Origin of the sequence: Rossellomorea sp. FM04394, from assembly GCF_041889765.1 — a bacterium.
Taxonomy (GTDB): Bacteria; Bacillota; Bacilli; order Bacillales; family Bacillaceae_B; genus Rossellomorea; species Rossellomorea aquimaris_B.
The window spans coordinates 2,504,444-2,524,608 of record NZ_CP168654.1; the positions used below are offsets into that span (position 1 = coordinate 2,504,444).

The 20,165-nt window shown below is 37.7% G+C and carries 29 protein-coding genes; 12 read left to right on the forward strand and 17 right to left on the reverse strand.

The annotated features are described in order from the left end of the window. Positions 1-10 precede the first annotated feature (10 nt). Positions 11-202, forward strand: coding sequence for a hypothetical protein (locus ACCB35_RS12520; protein ID WP_374054000.1), 192 nt, complete (start codon positions 11-13; stop codon positions 200-202). Positions 203-241: 39 nt separating this feature from the next. Here the strand turns inward: ACCB35_RS12520 and ACCB35_RS12525 are convergent, their stop codons facing one another. Continuing rightward, complete coding sequence (locus tag ACCB35_RS12525; RefSeq protein WP_374054001.1) at positions 242-706, reverse strand: NUDIX hydrolase; 465 nt, start codon at positions 704-706, stop codon at positions 242-244. Positions 707-1,092: 386 nt separating this feature from the next. Between ACCB35_RS12525 and ACCB35_RS12530 the strand changes: the two genes are divergently transcribed. From ACCB35_RS12530 to ACCB35_RS12540, 3 genes are all read left to right on the forward strand, one after another. After that, the gene (locus ACCB35_RS12530) at positions 1,093-1,818 is read left to right on the forward strand and encodes a LamB/YcsF family protein (protein WP_374054002.1); all 726 of its coding nucleotides are present in this window, start codon (positions 1,093-1,095) and stop codon (positions 1,816-1,818) included. An 81-nt stretch (positions 1,819-1,899) separates the two neighbouring features. Then, positions 1,900-2,190: a hypothetical protein gene (locus tag ACCB35_RS12535; protein ID WP_374054003.1), complete on the forward strand. Its 291-nt coding sequence runs from the start codon at positions 1,900-1,902 to the stop codon at positions 2,188-2,190. Between the two features lie 204 nt (positions 2,191-2,394). Continuing rightward, positions 2,395-2,805 carry a secondary thiamine-phosphate synthase enzyme YjbQ gene (locus ACCB35_RS12540; RefSeq protein ID WP_374054004.1) on the forward strand — a complete coding sequence of 137 codons (411 nt, stop codon included), beginning with the start codon at positions 2,395-2,397 and terminating at the stop codon, positions 2,803-2,805. Between the two features lie 82 nt (positions 2,806-2,887). On the opposite strand, the gene ACCB35_RS12545 is transcribed toward ACCB35_RS12540, so the two are convergent. Further along, a complete protein-coding gene (locus ACCB35_RS12545; protein WP_374054005.1) occupies positions 2,888-3,295 on the reverse strand; it encodes a thiol-disulfide oxidoreductase DCC family protein in 408 nt (135 codons plus the stop codon). Positions 3,296-3,362: 67 nt separating this feature from the next. Next, complete coding sequence (locus ACCB35_RS12550; protein WP_374054006.1) at positions 3,363-3,941, reverse strand: histidine phosphatase family protein; 579 nt, start codon at positions 3,939-3,941, stop codon at positions 3,363-3,365. 125 nt (positions 3,942-4,066) lie between these two features. Between ACCB35_RS12550 and ACCB35_RS12555 the strand changes: the two genes are divergently transcribed. Continuing rightward, positions 4,067-4,921 carry an STAS domain-containing protein gene (locus ACCB35_RS12555; RefSeq protein WP_374054007.1) on the forward strand — a complete coding sequence of 285 codons (855 nt, stop codon included), beginning with the start codon at positions 4,067-4,069 and terminating at the stop codon, positions 4,919-4,921. A 57-nt stretch (positions 4,922-4,978) separates the two neighbouring features. On the opposite strand, the gene ACCB35_RS12560 is transcribed toward ACCB35_RS12555, so the two are convergent. Both ACCB35_RS12560 and ACCB35_RS12565 read right to left on the reverse strand, forming a co-directional pair. Then, positions 4,979-5,470 (reverse strand): hypothetical protein, encoded by a 492-nt coding sequence (locus ACCB35_RS12560; RefSeq protein ID WP_374054008.1) that lies wholly within the window; start codon positions 5,468-5,470, stop codon positions 4,979-4,981. Beyond that, on the reverse strand, positions 5,454-5,840 hold the full coding sequence (locus ACCB35_RS12565; RefSeq protein WP_374054009.1) for a hypothetical protein: 387 nt from the start codon (positions 5,838-5,840) through the stop codon (positions 5,454-5,456). The genes ACCB35_RS12560 and ACCB35_RS12565 overlap by 17 nt, the downstream gene beginning before the upstream one ends. Before the next feature lie 236 nt (positions 5,841-6,076). Here ACCB35_RS12565 and ACCB35_RS12570 point away from each other — a divergent pair, with 236 nt between their 5' ends. After that, positions 6,077-6,271, forward strand: coding sequence for a hypothetical protein (locus ACCB35_RS12570; protein ID WP_374054010.1), 195 nt, complete (start codon positions 6,077-6,079; stop codon positions 6,269-6,271). Positions 6,272-6,764: 493 nt separating this feature from the next. Next, positions 6,765-6,956 (forward strand): hypothetical protein, encoded by a 192-nt coding sequence (locus ACCB35_RS12575; RefSeq protein ID WP_044336725.1) that lies wholly within the window; start codon positions 6,765-6,767, stop codon positions 6,954-6,956. 177 nt (positions 6,957-7,133) lie between these two features. On the opposite strand, the gene ACCB35_RS12580 is transcribed toward ACCB35_RS12575, so the two are convergent. The 4 genes from ACCB35_RS12580 to ACCB35_RS12595 form a co-directional block, all read right to left on the reverse strand. Then, entirely contained in the window at positions 7,134-7,604 is a 471-nt protein-coding gene (locus ACCB35_RS12580) for an NUDIX hydrolase (protein ID WP_374054011.1), read from the reverse strand. Between the two features lie 49 nt (positions 7,605-7,653). After that, positions 7,654-7,998 carry a VOC family protein gene (locus tag ACCB35_RS12585; protein WP_374054012.1) on the reverse strand — a complete coding sequence of 115 codons (345 nt, stop codon included), beginning with the start codon at positions 7,996-7,998 and terminating at the stop codon, positions 7,654-7,656. A 22-nt stretch (positions 7,999-8,020) separates the two neighbouring features. Continuing rightward, the gene (locus tag ACCB35_RS12590) at positions 8,021-8,386 is read right to left on the reverse strand and encodes an aminoacyl-tRNA hydrolase (protein WP_374054013.1); all 366 of its coding nucleotides are present in this window, start codon (positions 8,384-8,386) and stop codon (positions 8,021-8,023) included. Positions 8,387-8,453: 67 nt separating this feature from the next. Continuing rightward, positions 8,454-8,759, reverse strand: a complete 306-nt coding sequence (locus tag ACCB35_RS12595; RefSeq protein WP_374054014.1) for a hypothetical protein — start codon at positions 8,757-8,759, stop codon at positions 8,454-8,456. A 192-nt stretch (positions 8,760-8,951) separates the two neighbouring features. Here ACCB35_RS12595 and ACCB35_RS12600 point away from each other — a divergent pair, with 192 nt between their 5' ends. From ACCB35_RS12600 to ACCB35_RS12610, 3 genes are read left to right on the forward strand one after another with little or no spacing between them, the layout of a single operon-like run. Beyond that, positions 8,952-9,554, forward strand: a complete 603-nt coding sequence (locus ACCB35_RS12600; RefSeq protein ID WP_374054015.1) for a TetR/AcrR family transcriptional regulator — start codon at positions 8,952-8,954, stop codon at positions 9,552-9,554. A gap of 4 nt (positions 9,555-9,558) precedes the next feature. Then, positions 9,559-9,903 (forward strand): multidrug efflux SMR transporter, encoded by a 345-nt coding sequence (locus ACCB35_RS12605; RefSeq protein ID WP_374054016.1) that lies wholly within the window; start codon positions 9,559-9,561, stop codon positions 9,901-9,903. After that, positions 9,903-10,217 carry a multidrug efflux SMR transporter gene (locus ACCB35_RS12610; protein ID WP_374054017.1) on the forward strand — a complete coding sequence of 105 codons (315 nt, stop codon included), beginning with the start codon at positions 9,903-9,905 and terminating at the stop codon, positions 10,215-10,217. The genes ACCB35_RS12605 and ACCB35_RS12610 overlap by 1 nt, the downstream gene beginning before the upstream one ends. Positions 10,218-10,294: 77 nt before the next feature. Here ACCB35_RS12610 and ACCB35_RS12615 read toward each other — a convergent pair whose 3' ends face one another. From ACCB35_RS12615 to ACCB35_RS12630, 4 genes are all read right to left on the reverse strand, one after another. Further along, positions 10,295-11,401: a Ger(x)C family spore germination protein gene (locus ACCB35_RS12615; protein WP_374054018.1), complete on the reverse strand. Its 1,107-nt coding sequence runs from the start codon at positions 11,399-11,401 to the stop codon at positions 10,295-10,297. Continuing rightward, positions 11,398-12,501 carry a GerAB/ArcD/ProY family transporter gene (locus tag ACCB35_RS12620; RefSeq protein ID WP_374054019.1) on the reverse strand — a complete coding sequence of 368 codons (1,104 nt, stop codon included), beginning with the start codon at positions 12,499-12,501 and terminating at the stop codon, positions 11,398-11,400. The genes ACCB35_RS12615 and ACCB35_RS12620 overlap by 4 nt, the downstream gene beginning before the upstream one ends. Next, complete coding sequence (locus tag ACCB35_RS12625; protein ID WP_374054020.1) at positions 12,485-14,008, reverse strand: spore germination protein; 1,524 nt, start codon at positions 14,006-14,008, stop codon at positions 12,485-12,487. Before ACCB35_RS12625 ends, ACCB35_RS12620 begins: the two co-directional genes overlap by 17 nt. 75 nt (positions 14,009-14,083) lie before the next feature. Further along, positions 14,084-14,863 (reverse strand): DNA polymerase beta superfamily protein, encoded by a 780-nt coding sequence (locus ACCB35_RS12630; protein WP_374054021.1) that lies wholly within the window; start codon positions 14,861-14,863, stop codon positions 14,084-14,086. A 97-nt stretch (positions 14,864-14,960) separates the two neighbouring features. Here ACCB35_RS12630 and ACCB35_RS12635 point away from each other — a divergent pair, with 97 nt between their 5' ends. Next, positions 14,961-16,055, forward strand: a complete 1,095-nt coding sequence (locus ACCB35_RS12635) for an AI-2E family transporter (RefSeq protein ID WP_044336704.1) — start codon at positions 14,961-14,963, stop codon at positions 16,053-16,055. Positions 16,056-16,203: 148 nt separating this feature from the next. Here ACCB35_RS12635 and ACCB35_RS12640 read toward each other — a convergent pair whose 3' ends face one another. From ACCB35_RS12640 to ACCB35_RS12650, 3 genes are all read right to left on the reverse strand, one after another. Continuing rightward, on the reverse strand, positions 16,204-16,647 hold the full coding sequence (locus tag ACCB35_RS12640; protein ID WP_374054022.1) for a GNAT family N-acetyltransferase: 444 nt from the start codon (positions 16,645-16,647) through the stop codon (positions 16,204-16,206). A gap of 33 nt (positions 16,648-16,680) precedes the next feature. Next, positions 16,681-17,379 (reverse strand): Type 1 glutamine amidotransferase-like domain-containing protein, encoded by a 699-nt coding sequence (locus tag ACCB35_RS12645; RefSeq protein ID WP_374054023.1) that lies wholly within the window; start codon positions 17,377-17,379, stop codon positions 16,681-16,683. A gap of 171 nt (positions 17,380-17,550) precedes the next feature. Continuing rightward, a complete protein-coding gene (locus tag ACCB35_RS12650) occupies positions 17,551-19,056 on the reverse strand; it encodes a BCCT family transporter (RefSeq protein ID WP_374054024.1) in 1,506 nt (501 codons plus the stop codon). A 277-nt stretch (positions 19,057-19,333) separates the two neighbouring features. On the opposite strand from ACCB35_RS12650, the gene ACCB35_RS12655 reads away from it, so the two are divergent. After that, complete coding sequence (locus ACCB35_RS12655) at positions 19,334-19,462, forward strand: hypothetical protein (RefSeq protein WP_374054025.1); 129 nt, start codon at positions 19,334-19,336, stop codon at positions 19,460-19,462. Between the two features lie 347 nt (positions 19,463-19,809). Here ACCB35_RS12655 and ACCB35_RS12660 read toward each other — a convergent pair whose 3' ends face one another. Then, the gene (locus tag ACCB35_RS12660) at positions 19,810-20,025 is read right to left on the reverse strand and encodes a hypothetical protein (RefSeq protein WP_374054026.1); all 216 of its coding nucleotides are present in this window, start codon (positions 20,023-20,025) and stop codon (positions 19,810-19,812) included. Between the last annotated feature and the right edge of the window lie 140 nt (positions 20,026-20,165).

Here is a 20,165-nt window from a genome sequence, read left to right on the forward strand (position 1 = left end):
AGGAATATGTATGACTTGGATAATCGTGATTGTTTCTCTTTTTGTATTTCTCGTTCTGGCTGAAGAAATCATTAATTTCTTTTTACGCACCAGAGTAATAAACCATCACACTAAAACTGAAAGAAGCGATAGAAAGCTGAAATCCATGTATAATAAAGTAAAGCTGAAGATCACTCATTCACTGTTAAGCGATCGTACATAGTTTAAAAGGTGGAGAATATTTCTCTGCCTCTTTAATAAATCAGTTCTTTGACACGGAATGCTGTGTTTCATTCGATTGATGTAATAACATGTCTTTAATCTCTTCAGGATATATTTCTAGTGTTGAAAGTTCCTCGGTTGGAATCCATTTGTACAATAGACGGTCCCCTTCCAACCCATGAAAAGCGCCTTTTTGAAAAATAGACCGACCTGATGCTTTCACACTGTAATAGAAGCCGATTTCATGAAAATCCCATTCCTTAAACGTAAAGAAATTTTCATTCACCATTACTAATTGTTCCACTTTAACATCAATACCTAATTCTTCTCGCATTTCTCTCTTCAAACTTTCCTGTGATGCTTCTCCGATAACGACTCTCCCACCAGGCAATGACCAATAAGTGTCTTCCATTTGTTTATGTAATAAAACATGTTCATTTTCCATCCATACGGCAACCACCCTATAATTAAAAACGTCTTTGTTATGTTTGAACACAATATCCATAAAACCCCTCCTTTTCTTTCATTCTACTCCCCAAAAAACTACTTTTGTTAAATTATCCAAAAAAATAGGAGACAAAAGCTTCAGCAAGACTTTTGTCTCCAAAGGAAAGAAATTAGAATGGGTCTTACATAATAAAGATTTAAACAAAAAGAAAGCTACCCCACTTTCTTTTTGTTTAGGAGTGATAAATCCTTATTCATAAGCAAGATTCATTGTAACCGGTGAAAAAGTGAACTCTATTAGAACAAGATTAAAATTTGATGAGAAAATCACTTCCCACTGATTCTCCACTACTCTATCAGAAAAGCATCCAAATTAAATTTGTGATATGATAAATAAGAATTCAGAATGTTACAATACATTCTAATGCATGAAAGGATGGAAAAATGAAAATCGATTTAAACTGTGATTTAGGAGAAAGTTTTGGTACATATACTATCGGACAGGATGAAGAAATGATGAAATTCGTTTCCTCCGTCAATGTCGCTTGCGGATTTCATGCAGGAGATCCCCTCGTAATGAAACAAACCGTTACAAATGCATTAAACCACAATCTAAAGATTGGTGCTCATCCTGGATTACCTGACCTTCAAGGGTTTGGAAGAAGGATGATACATGTCACCCCCGAGGAAGCATATGCCCTTGTACAATATCAGATCGGCGCCCTCCTCGCTTTTGTCAAGGCTCAAGGAGGAATGTTATCTCACGTAAAACCTCATGGTGCACTTTATAATATGGCAGCGAAGGATTTCAGTCTCGCAACCTCGATTGCTGAAGCCGTATACGATCTTGACCCCGAATTAATTTTATTCGGCCTTTCTCAAAGTGAGTTGACAAAAGCTGGAGAAGAAACCGGATTGCGAGTCGCTCATGAAGTATTTGCCGATCGAACCTATCAATCTGACGGCTCACTCACTCCGCGTTCGCTTCCCAATGCCGTCATACATGATGAAAACGAAGTGGAAAAGCAGGTATTACGAATGGTGGAGAAGCAAGAGGTAGTTTCAACAAATGGTGAGGTATTGTCAATTAAAGCAGATACCATTTGTCTTCATGGTGACAACACAGCTGCGTTAAACCTTGCTAAGAGATTGCATGAAAAGTTAAGTTGAATTATAAAAGGGCTACACCAGCCCTTTTTCATACCTTTACATAAATATTTATATTTCTTTAGAAGATAGGAGTATTTTCTGATGAATAAGACGTTACTACTGGAAGGGTTCCGCTGGATGTTCATCTTACTTGTTGCCTGCGTTATTATTTTATATGGCTATCAGCGCTTCCTTTTACACTCAAGCATTGAAACCTCTCTACAAACTGTAGTTCCCGATTCTACCATCATCGGCATCATTCAGACTCATACCACTGACAATAAAGAAAAAGTGTATGAAGCTCTATACAAGACAAAAGACGGAAAATGTTTCAGGGCTTCTTTCAAACGTAAAAGCCATATTTTCATAGGAGATCAAGAGGAATCCTGTTGAGAAAAAGGGGTATAGTGTGATGAGCCCTTCATATTTTCCTTCAACTTGAATCAGCAGCTGTCAGAAGAGCCCACGACCCATTATGGGATATAATCCTCCCCATTTTAAACCCGTATTTCCATTCCCGTTAAGTATTTGACAGGTTTTAACGAAGTCATTTAGTGGAATAATTTTTACATTGAAAACAGAAAGGGGAATGTTACGATGAAAACGCTTACAATAGATACAAAAAAACGCGATGAAATGATTGATATTACCACTTATGTCCAGGATATTATCACCAAAGCAGAAATGAAGGAAGGTCTTGTGGTGGTTCAATCCCTGCACACAACAGCCGGAATCACGGTGAATGAAAATGCCGATCCGGATGTGAAAACAGATTTTCTACGTCGATTAGATGAGGTGTATCCATGGGAACATACTCTGGATCTTCATGGAGAAGGCAACACAGCCGCTCACTTAAAGACTAGTACGGTCGGCCACTCCCAAACAATCATCGTTACCAATGGTGAACTTCATTTGGGAACCTGGCAAGGTATTTACCTTTGTGAGTTTGATGGACCGCGTTCAAGAAGAAAAGTTTCGGTTAAAACGATTCAAAGTCACCAATCTTAAAAAAGCGGAATCGGCCTGGAAATGGCAACAATAATGATAAATTTATATACGAAAAGACTCGAGGACGTTTCCTCGAGTCTTTCTATTCTATAAAACGATCTCTCATGTTTTGCGAAGGCAGCATACAAGATTCTTGTTTTCCGAACCACCTATATCTATTTCCGGCAATCCACCTGTATACCCTGTCCCTTAGGGGCTTGGGAATGATCATGCAGACAACGAAAAGCTTCCAGGGCCATGTTAGACGAGAGCACACCTTTAAAGCCGCAGTTGATTCAATATACGCTTTAGGATCGTCGATCAAAACGAAGCTATCTGTAGTTTGCGGAATGTTATGCTTCTTTAATAATTCTTGACCAATCTCACTTTGTAAGGAAGCAAATTGAAAGAAACCATTTGGATCACGATTAATAATGAACTGGACGCTACTATTACAGAAATTACATATACCATCAAACAAAATAATTGCCAATAAAATCACACCATTCACTTCTAATTATACTAGAATTCTTTACATCCCTTTGATGAGGTAAACGCTCCCGTTCTCACTCACATCTTTATGCATGCTCCGATAAATGACTTACTTCATTATAGGAATGGACATTCCATCGTCCATTTGTGAAATGGAGATTGGTAAGGCAGCCGTTAAATAGTTTCACGTGCCTCTCACCTACCTCCTCTTTATGAAACTCTCGCAATATTGCGCTGATGACCGCACCGTGAGCAACCAGTAATACCTCCTGGTCAGGAAACTGATTATAAATCTCTTTCATTCCCTCCTGGACCCTATCTGTCAAGACTTCGTACGTTTCCATATTCGGAAAGATAAAATCAGGATATTGCTTTTCTCTTTCTTCACGAGACATCCCCTCCCCATCTCCAAAATAGCGTTCCTTGAAATGGTCCATCTTAACAATCGGCAGTTTCAAGGCTTCATTGATAATATCTGCCGTTTTGCTGGCTCTCACCAAAGAAGTGGTGATCAGAACATCCCAATGTGATTTCTTTAAAAATTCTCGGCATTCTTCTGCTTGAAGTTTTCCTGTTTCATTTAATGGAATATCCGTTTGACCTTGTAATTTCCCTTTAAGATTCCAATCAGTTTGACCATGGCGTACTAAACATATATGAGTCAATTCATTTACTCCTTCTTTTGTAAGCTATAATTCTTATAGAATTTATGATATACTATATTACCATTAATAGAGATTATTTCGAAAGTTTTAAATAAATAAGCAGTATAAGGAGTTGGCTGAGGAGAATGAGAGATGAATTAGTGTATCTAGGACAAGAAATTGTTGCACATAAGTCCGATATTGCTCAGGGTGTGATTGAATATCAGCAAAAACAGTATTCTGAACAACTAAAGTTCTCTGGAGTGAAAATGGAGCAAGTTACAGAATGGAGAATTGAGTTGATTGAAATGCTGGGAGTATCTTTACAAGAAGAGCAAAAAGACTCTCTCATTAAGATAAGCGAGTGGACTCAAAAAGTGGGAAAAATAGCAATTGAAAAAGGCATTTCACTAAATGAATCCATAAAAACACTATCAGCATTCCGTACTGCTATTTGGGATATTTTTAATAAACAGATCAGTGATAATCAAATAGCAGCTTCTCTTATGTTGCAAGTAAACAAAAAGATTAACCCATTACTGGATGAAATTGCATATCTTTTCAATGAGTTATTTATTAGTCAGCAAAAAGATCAGTTAGCTCTTATTCATACTGCTATGGATGAACTCTCGGCACCGATTGTGCCAATTGCAAATAAAATTGCAATCCTTCCTCTCATTGGTGAAATTGATACTCATAGAGCCAGCTCGGTTATGGAAACGGCTTTAAAGAAAAGCTCTGATTTAGAATTGGACTATTTATTTATTGACATATCCGGCGTGGCAATAATGGACACAATGGTTTCTCATAATATCTATCAAATCATCAACGCTCTTAAGATGATGGGCGTACAATCGGTATTGACAGGTATCCGACCTGAAGTTGCCCATACTTTAGGAAATCTCGGCATTACCTTCGACGATTTAAAAACAAGCTCTAGCTTAAAACAAGCCCTTGAAGACATCGGATTCACTCAATATGAAGTGATTCTTCCTCTATAATGTAAAACCAGAAGCCCTATATAAAATGGTTTCTGGTTTTTTCATTACTTCTATCCATTAGTTACCTCCCCTCTTTATTTTATGATGAAATAATAGTTGAATACTTTGGACGGCCATGTATATTGGAATGGACCAATACATTTCATACCCTTTATCGAAATGAAAAAAGCCAATCTTTACCGTGAACCATTCCATCAAGAGAGAAAAAGATGTCCAAATCAATAGATAAGCAAGATTCTTGATCCCCCTTATCTTTAACTTTTTATAGATGTATATGAAAAAATAACTGTAAGGGCCATACATGATATAACTAATAAAATCGATCGCCTGGTATGCTGAACTATCATTTACATCATAAAAATCCCAAGGTGGAATACTGATTGTATGGTCATAAAACATGCCTATTGCAATGCCATAAATAAAGTAACTTAGCCCTTCAAGGAATGAGAATATTTTTGGAGTAATCCAAATTAAAATAAGGAGTGCAAGAAGACTGATAATGATAAACCATTCGTTTAAGTCAAATGATCTTTCATATATTTTGTCCACTATTTCTCTCCTCCTTTTTCTGCATATGATATAGCCCCTTGCCTATCCCAATACAAATGATTAAATAGATAATATTAATGATGGTTGTATTTAATAGGCTCCATTGAGGATAATCAAGCGTTTTAAAGTGAATATGAAGGACATCCAAAACAGTGATAAAGAATAAAAGGCTTAAGAAGAATATGATTTTATGAGTTCTATGTCCGTAATTCAAGTAGCCATTTATCATGATAATTCCAATCAATGGGAAAATACATTCCCGATTGATCAGTAAGCTAATGAATTGAGTGACGTCCTGTGAAGCCCTTATAAACTCCAGCTTGGTAGTCATAATCGTTATATAATTCGTTGAAACAATCGATAACAACATAAATTGTATGGAATTTGCGGTGAATGAAAGCTTTCTTTGCATGAAAATCACAATATAAATCAGGATAATTAATATTGATATAAAGAAAGGAAGCGCCATTGTTTTCTCCTTTATCTTTTCTCTATATCCTTTCCTTAATCGCCTCATCACATAACCATTTTCTCGGTTGGAGAGTTTAGATGTTTGGATTATTTTGCAAGGGGAAAAGAGTTAAGGAGAATAAAGGAGGAAATTGTATGAAATTTGAATCTATCACCCCCAATGCAAAAGATGAAATAAAAGAAGTTTTTGTCGATGGTTTACAGCGAGACCTATCACCTGAAGAAGAAGGACTTATCACAGAATGGACTCAAACCTTTAACAAAAGCGAACGTGCCACCATCATAAATATGCTAAAAGAACTACTAAACAAACATAAAAGACATGACTAAACCAAAAGCGGAGGCGGCCCTGAACAGAGGCGACAAGCATAAGCAATCTCTTCATTCATGCAAGCAAAAAGAAAAGGCAAGCCCTGACACAGGCTTGCCTTTTCTCATTTATAGTAAAGTTCTTCTTACATATCACTCGTCAAATCTAGTAGTTTATCAATGTCGACGCGATAGATTGGGCGATTTATATCCTCTTGTCCAAGTTCTACGGTATCTTCTAGTACATCATCGATATTCATACTTTTAAATACCTCCCAAGTTGTGTGTTAAATCAGAATGTCATTGATCCTCGCCGATCATTCTTATCATAGAATACGAATGAGTGATTTTTTTCTTGGGGGTTCTTTTCAATAATTTTTTACTAACAGGAATTGTATGTAATAATCAGAAAGTTGAATCAAATGAGCCACTATGATATGGTTAAACAACTATTGATTCTACTTAAATAATAATAGATGGGTAGAATAGCTTTCTCCTCAAAGGAGGCATTACATTGAAACGATTTTCTATGCTTCACGTACCTAAGGATTTCAGGCATAGAGGGCGTCCAGCTGTTACCGTTCACGTTCTACCTGTTCATAAAGAATTTTTCGCGATAGGTAAATCATTAAAAGGTAACGGAAAAGCTGCCAACAACAACGAAAAACTAGCCGCATATTATGCGTATCTAGATACTTTAAAATAAACGCTTATCTCTATAGAATAAATCATAAAAAGCTGATCAGACAAAGCCTGATCAGCTTTTTCCATCTTCAAATGTTCTATTGCCCTTAAGGATCTTATACATTGAATTTTTTGTAAATATTATTGCTTTTTAACTAAAATGGGGTAGTGGCTGGCTACACAATCTTTATCTCTAACACTACTCATCCATAGGTATGTATTCATGTTGTTCGAAGTCATATACCATACGCTGGTGACTTCTCACCATAGTATCAGGTAATTCATCAAAATGATAAAACTTCAGTTGAATGGATTCAGAGTGTTCTGCCTCCATCTCTCCATCGTAGTCATCTGTAAAGTAGGCTGTGGTGACTACATAAAACTCATCTCCATTTTCAGCTTTAATGTATTGATCCGCACCAGAGTACACGTTTAATAAATTCAACTTACCTAGAGTCAGATTCGTCTCTTCCTTCACTTCTCTTCTCGCGGTTTCTTCCGTTGATTCTGCCAATTCCATTAATCCACCAGGCAGTCCCCATGAACCATTTGGAAACCTTCTTTGCTGTAGAAGTACTTGCTTTTTCTCATTCAAGATAATGACGACAGACCCGACTAAAATAAGGGGACGGGTTCCAACCACTTCTCTTATTTCTTCTATGTAGCCCATTGATCAATCTCCTCACTGGATCTGATTATGTTATGAGACTCGGACCGAATTAGAACGTTATATACTGACAAGCCTCAAAACCATTTCCATCTAAATCCCAGAACTCAAAAAATGTAACCTCCCCATCCTCTTGTATCTCCCCAACCTTTACTTCTTTTTCCACAAGCTTTAATCGGGTCTCTTCCAACGCATCAGAAAAGAGAATCGGCTTGACGGATGAGCGACGCACCTCTCCCTCTTGAATGGTGAGAGTAGTGTCTCCTTGGCCTATCTGAAACACAACATAATTACCTGAATGAAAAATCTGCTCAAACTCCAATACTTCTATATACCATTGAATAGACTTTTTCAAATCTTTTACACGCATATGTATTGTATCCAGTTTAGAAAACAATGCGATACCTCCTTCTGCTTAACTAGTTTTTTAATAGGGTTAAATGGCCCACAAGCACTTTTGCTTCAAACTTATCCAAGGGTGGTAGTGCCACGACGGTTAAGGATCCCTCTTTAATTTCAGTTAACCCGCTATCATGAATGCTGAAATATCCATCAGCCTCTAATTTCTCCAGCTCAACGGCTTTTCCCTTTAGGACAATTTTTTTCATTCCTGTTTGGACCCATTCCACAAAGTCTGCTTGTCGATCTTGAAAAGGTGAATCAGATGACAGCATTGTCAGCGTGCTAAGAGTAGCAGCATGTGCCACTTGTGCTGCTGTTTTCCCCTTTGACATATTCAGTTCCTTATTAACAATAAAATATTGAACGAGATCCCGCTTGTTCATACGTCTAATCATCCCTCTGTATTATTTAATACCTGTAATTTTACCATGGAAAGTACCCCAGTATTATTTACTTCCTTCTTAGTATCACATAATTATTTTCAATTGAAACGATTTTGACCTTCTCTCCTATATTAAAATCTAAATATTGGTCACAATCCACGTTATAAGTGTGGCCGTTATCAAACTTCATAGAGCATGACGGATCGCTTTTGTTTTCATCTATAACCTCACCTGATGTAATTCCTTCCGCTCCTTTTCTATCATTTGCAGGAAAATACTTTTCCTCAATCATTACCCAATCTTCATGACTGATAACCACCAGCTTCAGAATAAAGAGCCCCACAAGAAAAACAAGTAACAGAATAAGTATCACCAATTTAGCCCGCAACCCCATCATGTATATCCCTTTCCTTTCATATAAAATCAACAGATGATTATATGTAAGGAATCTGAAATATATTCGACCATTCTGAAGATAAGAGGATTATTTTTTCCCCCTTGCATTTATTTAAAAAGGGATTTAAAATAAAACTAACGACCGTTAGTTAGTCTCAGGAGAAGGTGAATGGTTTTGAAGAATGAAAATAAACAACTTATCAAAAATATTGCATTGGATTTATTTGGGCAAAAAGGGTATGAGGATACCTCGTTAAAGGAAATTGCAACCGCGGTGGGTATTAAAAAACCATCTATTTACAACCATTTCCAAAGCAAAGAGGACTTATTTATGGAAGTAATTGAGGATTTAAGTGTGTCAGAAGTAACGGCCTACAAGAGCGCAGAGGAAAAAATGAATCCACAAGAACCGCTAACGAATATAAGAACACTCTTTGACTTATTTTGTCACCGATTAGTGACAACAAAAGAAGCACTTTTATGGAAAAGAGTCACATTCTTTCCTCCAGAAGTGTTTAAAGACCTTATTCAAAAACAATTCATTCATTTTGAACAGGTTACAACAGCCATTTTGGTATCCATTTACCAGGAAGGCCTAAAACAAGAACTGTTTAGTGAAATCAAGGAGGATGAATTTATTGCCTCCTTTTTATGTTTAGTTGATGGTGTTTTTTTAGAGCATCACTATTACACAGAGGAAATTTTCAGGCAACGAATCGAATCGGCTTGGAAGGTTTTCGAACTAGGTATATCAAGTCGTAAAGGAGAGTAGCATCATGGGTTGGATTTACGTTATTATTGGGGGAATTTTGGAAATAGGCTGGGCAACCGGGTTATCCCTTTCAGAGGGGTTTACCAAACCTGTCACAAGTATTGTCACTGCAATTCTCATCTTGATCAGTTTTTATTTTTTCTCTAATTCGATGAGATTATTGCCTATTGGAACTGCTTATGCTGTCTTCACAGGTATTGGTGCAGCTGGAACTGCCATAGTTGGGATGGTATTTCTAAATGAGGGAATTAGCATCATGAAAGTTGCTTTTATCACACTACTCATTTTCGGAGTGATTGGTCTCAAAATGAGTGATAAAGATAAGCAAGAAACAGGGAGGTCATACTAATGGCATGGATATTTCTCATTTTTGCGGGATTTTCGGAAGTTGTCATGGTAACGTTCATGAAGCTCTCTGAAGGCTACAAGAAATTGGCCCCTTCCATCATGAGTTTTGCTGCAGGAGCTCTGAGCTTTTATTTATTATCTCTTTCTCTACTTGACATTCCAGTAAGTACGGGATATGGAATTTGGACCGGGATTGGTTCTGCAGGAGCGGTTATCATCGGGATGATCTTTTTCAAGGAAACAAAGGATTTGAAGAGGTTGTTTTTTATTACATGCATTATTGGAAGTATTATTGGATTAAAGATTGTTTCATGACCGAACTAAAAGTGTCCAGCCTTTGAGGAAAAGAGCTCTCAAAGGCTGGACACTTTTTAATTAATGAAAGGTACTGGTTAATTAATAATCCCGTGTCCTACAATATCCACTTTTATAGTCGGGACAATGGTAATGGAGGGGTATGTTTCTTCCCAATTAATTTTTTCCCATGTCTTTGGATGAAAAGCAATCAACTCTCTCCCAATTCCAAATAAATCTGAGTTGGCAAGTTGAATTTTTTCAATCATTTTTTGGGCATCCTCTGTTAGGTGCTTTGAAATTTCTTTATTTAGTTTCTTGAGTTCATTCTTGTCGGTTAATTTGTCCTGAGGATACTCTACGATTGAAATATCCATTTTCACGTCGATTTGCACCTGAATATTTCCTGGTGTGTCGGAAACAATTTTAAGCTTAGATTTAGATTTAGAAATATTGTACGTAATATAATTGTCAATGTTCATTTTATTATCATTTGCTATCTTTGAAACAAACCGAGCCGACTTTGCTTTTTGATTGTTCAAGAGCAGATATAAAGATGATTCTTTAAAGGAAAGAGTACCCGTAAGTGAATGCTTATGAAAAATTCCTGTTCCATCTAATACAACTTCTCCGTCTTTCATTTTAATGAGGGGCAATGCGAAATCCTTTCCTTCATCAAACATCACTGTACAGATCGTTTGTAAATTTTGTTTAGGAATTCCAGTTGAGATTTCAGCACTTGTAATTAATTCAATGATAAACTCAGATATCAATACATTTTTCTCACTCAATTTAGTGAGGATATCTCCCCCATTCCCTTCCACCACAGCCAATTTGGCAGAAATCGAGCTATTGGGATCCCGATAAAAAATATCTAAAAATTTATAGATATCTTTCTTAGCTAATTCTTCTCCCAATAAAAATACCCGGTTTTTTGAGGGTTCAAATACTCCCGAGATTTTCCTATCCATATTCATTCTTGTTTCACGAAGCGTTTTTCCTTCACCTTGTACCAAAACATTAGTTGGATTTCGATCCTTAAAGTCCCGAATAATGGCAGTCGCTCTTATGGTTTCCTCATCAACCATATCAAATGCAGAGGAAAACACGAGTCTGCCGTTTTTCAGTAACCGTTGATCCCAACATCCTGCCAAACAAAGGTTTATGATGAGGAGGAATGATACTAAAATGTACTTTTTCCTCATGCGCTCTCCCCTCTTTCCTTTTTCTTGAAAACAAAAGAGATTCCTAATAAAAGAAATGGAATGACAAGTATGAATAGATAGGATGTATTAATCACCCATTTGTTGTACAGCTCCATTTCTGCTGCTTTATTGGGAACTAAGGCAATGATAAAAGATAGACTGCCAAAGAAAATGGTTATGACAGAACGTTTGATTCGTTTAAAGGTATGGGCGATTCCCTCGGTCGATAAGAAAAGGTAGCTTGTTAGAGAAGTTATAACACTTACCACCCAAAGTGAAACAAATACCAAATCTATTCTCTCGACAATTTGCAAATACAGGGATTTCACATAATATAGAACGGGCTGAGGAACAATGGCTAATTCCTCGGGACTGAACGTTATAAGACTGACAATGGTAAGAAATGTATAGATCAATGTCACAGAGAGATTGGCCATTGATGCTGAGAATAAGACGGACCGTTCCCCATTATGCTGAAAATAAGGAAAAAGAAACAAAAGCAATTCAAACCCAAGCATCGAAAAATATGCTTCTTTTACCCCTTTAAGAATATTGATTCCACCTGAATGTCCAATCGGCAGCAGATACCTCCAATCAACAGGGTAAACGATCAATACTACGATAGTGATTATAATCAGAAAGAAGATCAGCCCTGATACAACCACATAAACATTGCAAATATCAGATAATAATTCCTTTCCTAAATAGATTGCCGTTCCCATTAAAAGAAACATGATGATCCATTTTGGTGTTAGTGTAAGTACCCACGTTTTGATGATGGCAGTCGAATACATTAGTATAAGGCTAGTTACAAGCATCCCATAAAAGACGTAGGAAAGATTAATGAATGTCCCCCCTGCTTTTCCTACCAATTTCACTGAATACTGGAAAAGGGATTTAGCAGGGAATCTCCTGCCCAATACCCAGAAGATCATTATAAGCAACTGAACTACAATACCAGCTAGTAATACCGATATCCAAGCATCACCTTTCGAAATGGAGAATACGCTGAATGGAAGGCCAAGAACCCCTACTCCAATTTGTGTTTGAATTATGAATAAAATCAATTGTATGGAAGTAAGATTAGTCTGATTCTTCATTTTTTTTCCATCCTCGAGGATCTGTCGTTTTCCACTTATACTGTGGTCTCAAATCCTTTGGTCTTTCTTTCATCAGCCACATAGGTACACGGATAAAGGTGTCAGTTAGCGACTTGAAATCCAAAGGTGCAACAGGGTATAAATAATACTGACCCAATGATTTAAGCGTCGACATATGAATCAACAAAAGCATCAACCCGATCACTATTCCGAGAACCCCAAATAAAGCAGCAAAGATCATGAGAGGAAACCCTAAGATCCTTACCGATGTGCTCAATTCATTTGATGGAATGACGAAGGAAGAAATGGCTGTGATAGCGACGACAATGACCATCGTATTCGAAACGAGATTCGCTTCTACTACAGCTGTTCCAATCACCAGACCTCCTACCACCCCAATCGTTTGTGCTATGGGATTGGGTAGCCGAATGGCTGCTTCCCGGAGCAATTCCAATGTTAACTGCATAATGGCCGCTTCAATCAATGGAGGAAATGGAACATATTCAAGAGAGCTTTTTATCGAAAAAATGATTTCCACAGGGATGATTTCATAATTGTAGGAAATGACGGCGATATAAAAAGCGGGTAAACAAAGTGTTGCAATAAAACTGATTAATCTTATGAATCGGACAAATGAGCCGATAAATGCCCGATTATTATAGTCTTCTGAAGTTTGAAAGAAAGAGAAGAAATTTACAGGCAAAAGTAAAACGGTAGGACTTCCTTCCATTAACAGTGCTATTCTCCCCTCCATTAAATTACCCGCTACCCGATCCGGTCGTTCCGTATTTAAAAACTGTGGAAATGGAGAATACGAATTATCTTCTAAAAATTCCTCAAAGTATCCAGGTGACTGAATCGAATCTGCTTGAACATAATTGATCCGGTCCTCAATCGTTTTCAACAATTCCGGATTTGTTAAATGAGATAAATAAACCAAAGCGTACTTTGTTCTTGTTGTTTCTCCGATACTGGAGTATTTCACAGTCAGTTTCGGACTTGAAACCCTTTCTCTTATTAAATGCACATTTTCTGTGATATTTTCACTGAATCCTTGATGAGACCCCCTAATCACTTTTTCATTTAGTGGTTCTAACCGATTACTAAGAATTTTAGGCATGGAGATTATGGTCAGGATTTCACTGTCTTCCGCAAGTATAAGACAGTGACCATCCACCATTGCACTGAGTGCCTCATCTAAATACAATGTTTCTTTGACACTATTACTACTTACGACATCACGTATTTCGCCGGAGCCTTTTTCTAATATAGGTTTGATAATATACGTCTGTAAGCTCCTATTATCAATGACTGAATCAATAAACATAATGGTCAATATTTTACTGTTAAAGTTCAATTCTCTTATTTTTAAATCATCTGTATTAAAAAGACCATTTCGAAAATAAGAGATCTTCTCTTCCATAGTGAGAAATTCAGGAACCACTTCTTCTTTTTCTGAAATCAGCTGCTTAGGTATTCTTCTATTCCTTTTATTAAACGAGCTCATCTTAGCACCTTCAGTAAGAATCTTTTTTTCTATGCTTCCCAAAGTAGGTGCTTTTATGTATGCCCCATGCCCGTGTTAACGTTCCTTCCCCTCCAGATGGACACCCCATACCTCTTCTAAAATGGATATGAACGTTTTATTAATTTCTCTCCATTGATAAGAGTCATTGCTATATGATTCGTCCAAATCCCTGTCCATCTTTAGTAAATCCCCCTCTATATACTCTTCTAAATGTTTTAGGTTAGGAACCTCCTTCCCTTTGACTCTTGATGTCACCATTGAAGTAATCGTATTTTTTATATCTTCATTTATATTAAGATGCTCAATCATTTCGTTGATTAAATTTGGTGGAAATGTTCGATACTTCATTATCCACTCAAAAGCAAGCCACGGCCTGATGATGGCCATCCATTTCTTCGTACTGAATGGTTCGTCTTTCAACTTCTCCATATTGCGTTTTGTCATGTGATAGTAATGAATTAGACAACGGTTTGGAGAAAAAGTCAGATCTCGCACCTTCCTTATTACCTCCATAGTCGGGTGCTCAATATACACGTTCTCATCGGTTAACCACTCCAGTAGAGATGGGTTTGATTTACGAAGAAGTTTCAGAGATTTACTCAGGTCCCATCCAGTGAATTCAAAGGCATGGTGTGTAGTTTTTTCAATTACGTCCTTTGTCTCTTGAAGATTTAGATACGCGGTTGTCTCTCGTATATATATGAACCTGACATCATAATCGCTGTCCTCTGTATGATACCCCCATGCGCGACTTCCAGCTTCGACGGCATACAATATCTTGACCCCCTCTTCTCTTTCTATACACCTAAGGTCTTCTAATATGATTCTTCTCAAAAATAATTCTCCTTCCCTTTGTATATTAGTAGGGTTTTCCTTTCTGTTTTTGATATACTTATTCACACAAACAAGTCGATAGGTAGAGGTGAACAGCTTGACCAAGAAAAAGATGTATTCGTGGAGCTTGCAAATTCTTATTATTCTTACCATTATTTATGTTTCAACCAAGATTTCATTTTTATTTGAACCGATTGTCGTATTTGCTTCAACATTATTTTTCCCCATCATCATTTCAGGATTTCTGTATTTTTTATTAAATCCTTTAGTCAATCTCCTGGAGAAAGCAAGACTGCCGAGAACCATCGCCATTATCGTGCTTTACGCTGCTATCGTTGGTCTGATGGTGCTGATTATAGGAAATATCGCTCCTATTCTCTCAAAACAAATAACAGGGCTGTTCAATGAACTTCCGGAGTATGCAAGACAAACGAGGAATTTTATCGAATACTTATCTGAGACTCAACAATTCAAATGGATGATGAGTCAAGATTATGTGTCACTTAAAGATGTGGAAAATCAGTTAGTGGAGTTTGCCAATACGTTACCTGATAATATCACCACTGCACTTAAAGGATTAGTAAGTGTTCTGACCAGTATTACGATCCTGATTGTAACCGTACCTTTTCTATTATTCTTTATGTTTAAAGACGGCCATAAATTTCCCAAGGCCATCTCAAAATTCCTTCCTCCTGCCTACCGGGAAGAAGGAATCAACACGTTAAAGGATACAAGTGATACACTTGCTGCCTACATACAAGGACAATTAACGGTTGCTTCATTTGTAGGGACGCTTACGTTTATCGGGTATTTGATCATTGGTCTGCCATATGCACTGGTTATGGCATTAATAGGTGCCGTCACCAATATCATTCCTTTTATTGGACCGTTCATCGGTGCTGCGCCGGCTATCATAGTAGCATTGTTCGATTCACCAACAAAGGCCATATTGGTCGTGGTGGTTGTAACAATCGCTCAGCAAATTGAAGGAAACCTCCTTTCACCTCTAATTTTAGGAAAGCGTTTGGATACACACCCAGCGACCATAATCATTTTATTACTTGTTGCAGGAAACTTAGCTGGTATCCTTGGAATGATCCTGGCCGTCCCATTTTACGCTGTGACGAAAACCGTTGTATTGAATTTAGTGAAGTTTATTAAACTGAGAAGATCTACGATTCAGAATGATTGAGAAAAGACAACCGGGCAAGCCCGGTTGTCTTTTCTTGGAGTGTGGCATAAGAGTATTGTTTAGATACTAAGATGGTTTGAGTGACTATCTATGGAATTAGGACTGGGGATGAGTATAGACATCATCCATTCCCGTCCAGCCCTTACACTCAAACCATATGTTTATACATTATAACATGTGGCCCGATTGGTTCTATTTCAAATACGTCCCCCAATTGGGTTAAGCCCAATTTCTCATAATAAGGACCCGCAGAAGTTCTGGCATTGCACCACCACAATTCACAACCTTTTTCATTTAATACTTCCTCACTGTAAGCAATGAGTTGCTTCCCTACGCCTTTCCCTCTATAATCGGGAAGCGTGGCCATCCCTCTTAAACGGTAATGCAGATGACCATTCAACTCTTTACGTGCTTCCTGATAAAAGGAAGCGATGCTGATCAGTAACTCTCCATCAAATACTCCGACGTGAAAGGAACTCTTGGCTAAATCCCCTTCATACTGACACTCCTCTATCGATTGAGTCGGCCTTAAGATCTTTTGCCTTATCGTATATGTATCAGTAGCTGAAATAAAACAAATATGATTCACCATTCTCCCCCCTTGTTTTGAATCGGATTTTTTTTATTAACTTCCTAAATATTCCGTCGATAAGACTGTTTCATGCATACCGCCTTCTCTCTTTTCAACCCAATAGGCGGAAGCTCGTTCCCTGGAACTTACTACTTTAAAGAGATTTTCATCGATAAAATGTAAAGCGGCACCATCATCCACTCCATAGCCGGCTTGTAGTTTCCCTTTGTCAATAAACGAATGATAAAGGGGACGCCGTTTTTCTTCACCGTCATAATGCGGGGAGTGACTTCCCTTAACCATTCCCAACCCTTTGATCTTCTCTAAGTCTTCTCCATAAGAATCAGTAATCCCTTCTTCAAACCAACAGATCGAACCTGCGCTCAAACCTGCAAGAACGGTCCCTGATTCCCATGATTCCCTAAGGATGGAATCAATCCCCCATTCTCTCCAAAGGGCAAGCATACTCTTTGTATTGCCTCCACCCACATAGATAACATCCTTATCAAGAAGGAACCCCTCCAAATCCCGTGTAGGCAATTTGAATAATGATAAATGTGAAGGCTCACACGGAAGCGAGTGAAAAGCTTTATAAAATCGCTCTATATACCCATCTGCATCTCCACTGGCTGTAGGCAAAAAACAAACCTTTGGTTTTGACTCCCCAGCCTGATTTAGAATGTATTGGTCTAACAGCAGGTTCTCTGGCTCCATCGAAAACCCGCCTCCACCCATTGCGATAATCTGTTTCATTGAATCACCACTCTCCCTCTATTCAAAATTTCCCGATAAGTATCTTAATCCTATCAAAATCATTAACGATGGAATACATTTTTTTCAATCAATCAAAAAAAACAATTGAAAAACCCTCTATACAAAATAGAGGGCTTTTGATTTAGAATATTACTTTTCCCATTGATAAAATCACTTACCAGTACCAGACGTTTTGTTCTTTTTCATTTTCATCTCTTTCTGGAATGAAAGAATCAATCCATATGTCATGACAAATAAGATGATGCCTAATGGTAAGGCGGTGATGATGGTGGCGGCTTGCAATCCGCTGATTCCACCAGTCCCCATTAAAATCGCTGCAATGGCAGCTAATACAATTCCCCAGCTGAACTTCACGAAGAATGGAGGATTCAAACTTCCATTAGACGTTTGCATCCCCAGCACAAATGTTGCCGAGTCAGCGGACGTCACAAAGAAAGTGATAATCAAGAAAAGGGAAATAATCGACAGGACTCCACTTAGAGGCATTTGATCATAAACATAAAATAATGCCGTCTCCAAACTTTGACCGGTCACATCTATACCTTGAACAAAGTCGTAATACAAGCCTGTTCCTCCGAATACTCCAAACCAGAGGGCACAAACAATCGTAGGCACAATGATGACTGCGATGATAAACTCTCTGACAGTCCTTCCTTTTGAAACCCTGGCAATAAATGTTCCCACAAAAGGTGTCCATGAGATCCACCAGGCCCAATAAAAAATAGTCCAATCCTTCACCCACTGGTTATTCTCCACATTAAATGGTGAAAAGCGTAAACCCATACTAGGAAGGTTCTGAACATAGCTCCCAAAAGTGGTCAAAAACAATTCCAGAACAAATTGTGTGGGTCCTACTATGAGAAAGACAATGAATAATAAGACCGCCAATACCATATTGGCATTGCTCAAATATTTAATACCCTTTGATAATCCAGTAGCAGCAGAAGTAATGAATAGTACCGTTGCAACTCCCATGATGATAAGCTGAACTCTAAAGTCAATGGGGGTTCCCATCAGGTAATTGAGTCCGCTGTTAATTTGTTGTGCCCCAATCCCAAGTGATATTGCTACACCAAAAATAGTGGCAAACACAGCGACAATATCTACAATATACCCTATAGGTCCTTTCACTCTATCTCCGATGACAGGATATAACGTGGCGCTCATTAGTCCTGGCATGCCCTTCCTGAATTTATAATAGGCAAGGGCCAAAGCAACAACTGCATAAATTGCCCACGCATGGAATCCCCAGTGAAGATAGGTATATCGCAAACCGATCTTAGCTGATTCAATGGTTCCACCTTCTCCGTATGGTGGAGTGGAATAATGAGAAACAGGTTCCGAGACCCCGTAGAAAAGGAGTCCGATTCCCATCCCTGCACTAAAGAGCATTGCAAACCATGTCAAAGTGGAATATTCCGGTCTATCAGTGTCTTTCCCTAAACGAATCTTTCCGTATTTGCTAATTGCAAAAAAGATAGCGATTATAAAAAAGAACGTGGCCGAGAATTGGTAAAACCATCCAAACTTGTCCAGAAGTACTCCTTGGGTATTGGTCATAATATCGATCAAAGCCTGAGGAAAAATAACTCCCCACGCCACAAATATTACTCCGATTGAAATCGCAATCCAAAACATTGGTGTGAAATTCTTCAACTAGCTTCCCCCTTAATTCATTGTTGTTATTTACATGCAGAATTAGGTATGTAAAGAAAATAAATGCACGAAATTAGTAATACCCTCCAAGTCCTGGCGTTAAACTAGTAAGTAACTGGAAAGAGAGAGGGAAGGACCTTGACATGGTCCTTCCCTCTCTCCTCTAACATATAATCTATCGGAGACTGTTTAGAATTAAAAATTCCCAGGTTAAATTTATTTTTTACGTATCTTTTTTTCATTTCCGGGCAAATTATTGTAGACGGAGGTGATAAAGATGACAAACAATAACAACAAACAACCACAACAAAAAAACGAAGCAGAATTTGCTCAAGAGCAAAACGCTGCTGAAAGAGCTAAAAAAGCTGCTAAACAACAAAATCAACAAAACCAACAAAATAAATAATAACATAGTGACGAAATTAAATACTTACAAAGAGACTAGTCTACTGACTAGTCTCTTTCCATGAGTCCCTCTTAATGTTGGAACCCCCATCTATGACAACGCTCCTTATCATTGATTACTCCCCTTTTGAACTGTTGAATCGAAAATAAAATAGATATCCTTATATAATTAATAATCATTTCCCCTCATACATCTTACATCTTTAACAAGGAAAAACCTCCCCGGATTGTTCCGGAAAGGTTAATATGTTAGCTTATTCATACTGGGACTAAATGTGCACATATAAAGAAGAAGATAAATTCATAATATGAAGGATAGAAAAAACTCCAACGATACACCCTGCCTAGTTAAGCTTGATTTTTCTTTTTAAACGGTTTATACGCAACAAAAATCGCAAGTACTGCGGATGCAACATTGATAAAGGTTCCGATAACGGGTGACCCTATAAAACCACCATTATGATACAAATTTGTTAAGATCAGACCAGCAACAAGACTTAGAATGATATTACTCCCTATAAAAACTCCAATAAACACAAAAAATTTCTTAGCGTTTTTCCACAAAATTCAGCACTCCAATATATAAGATATCGTTTAATAGTACAGTAACAGTGATATTTAGGAAAGGATAAGAGCCGAGTATCCACGTAAATGTATGAAGTCGTAAAAAAACAGAGTACGTCAGCTGACGTACTCTGTTTGGA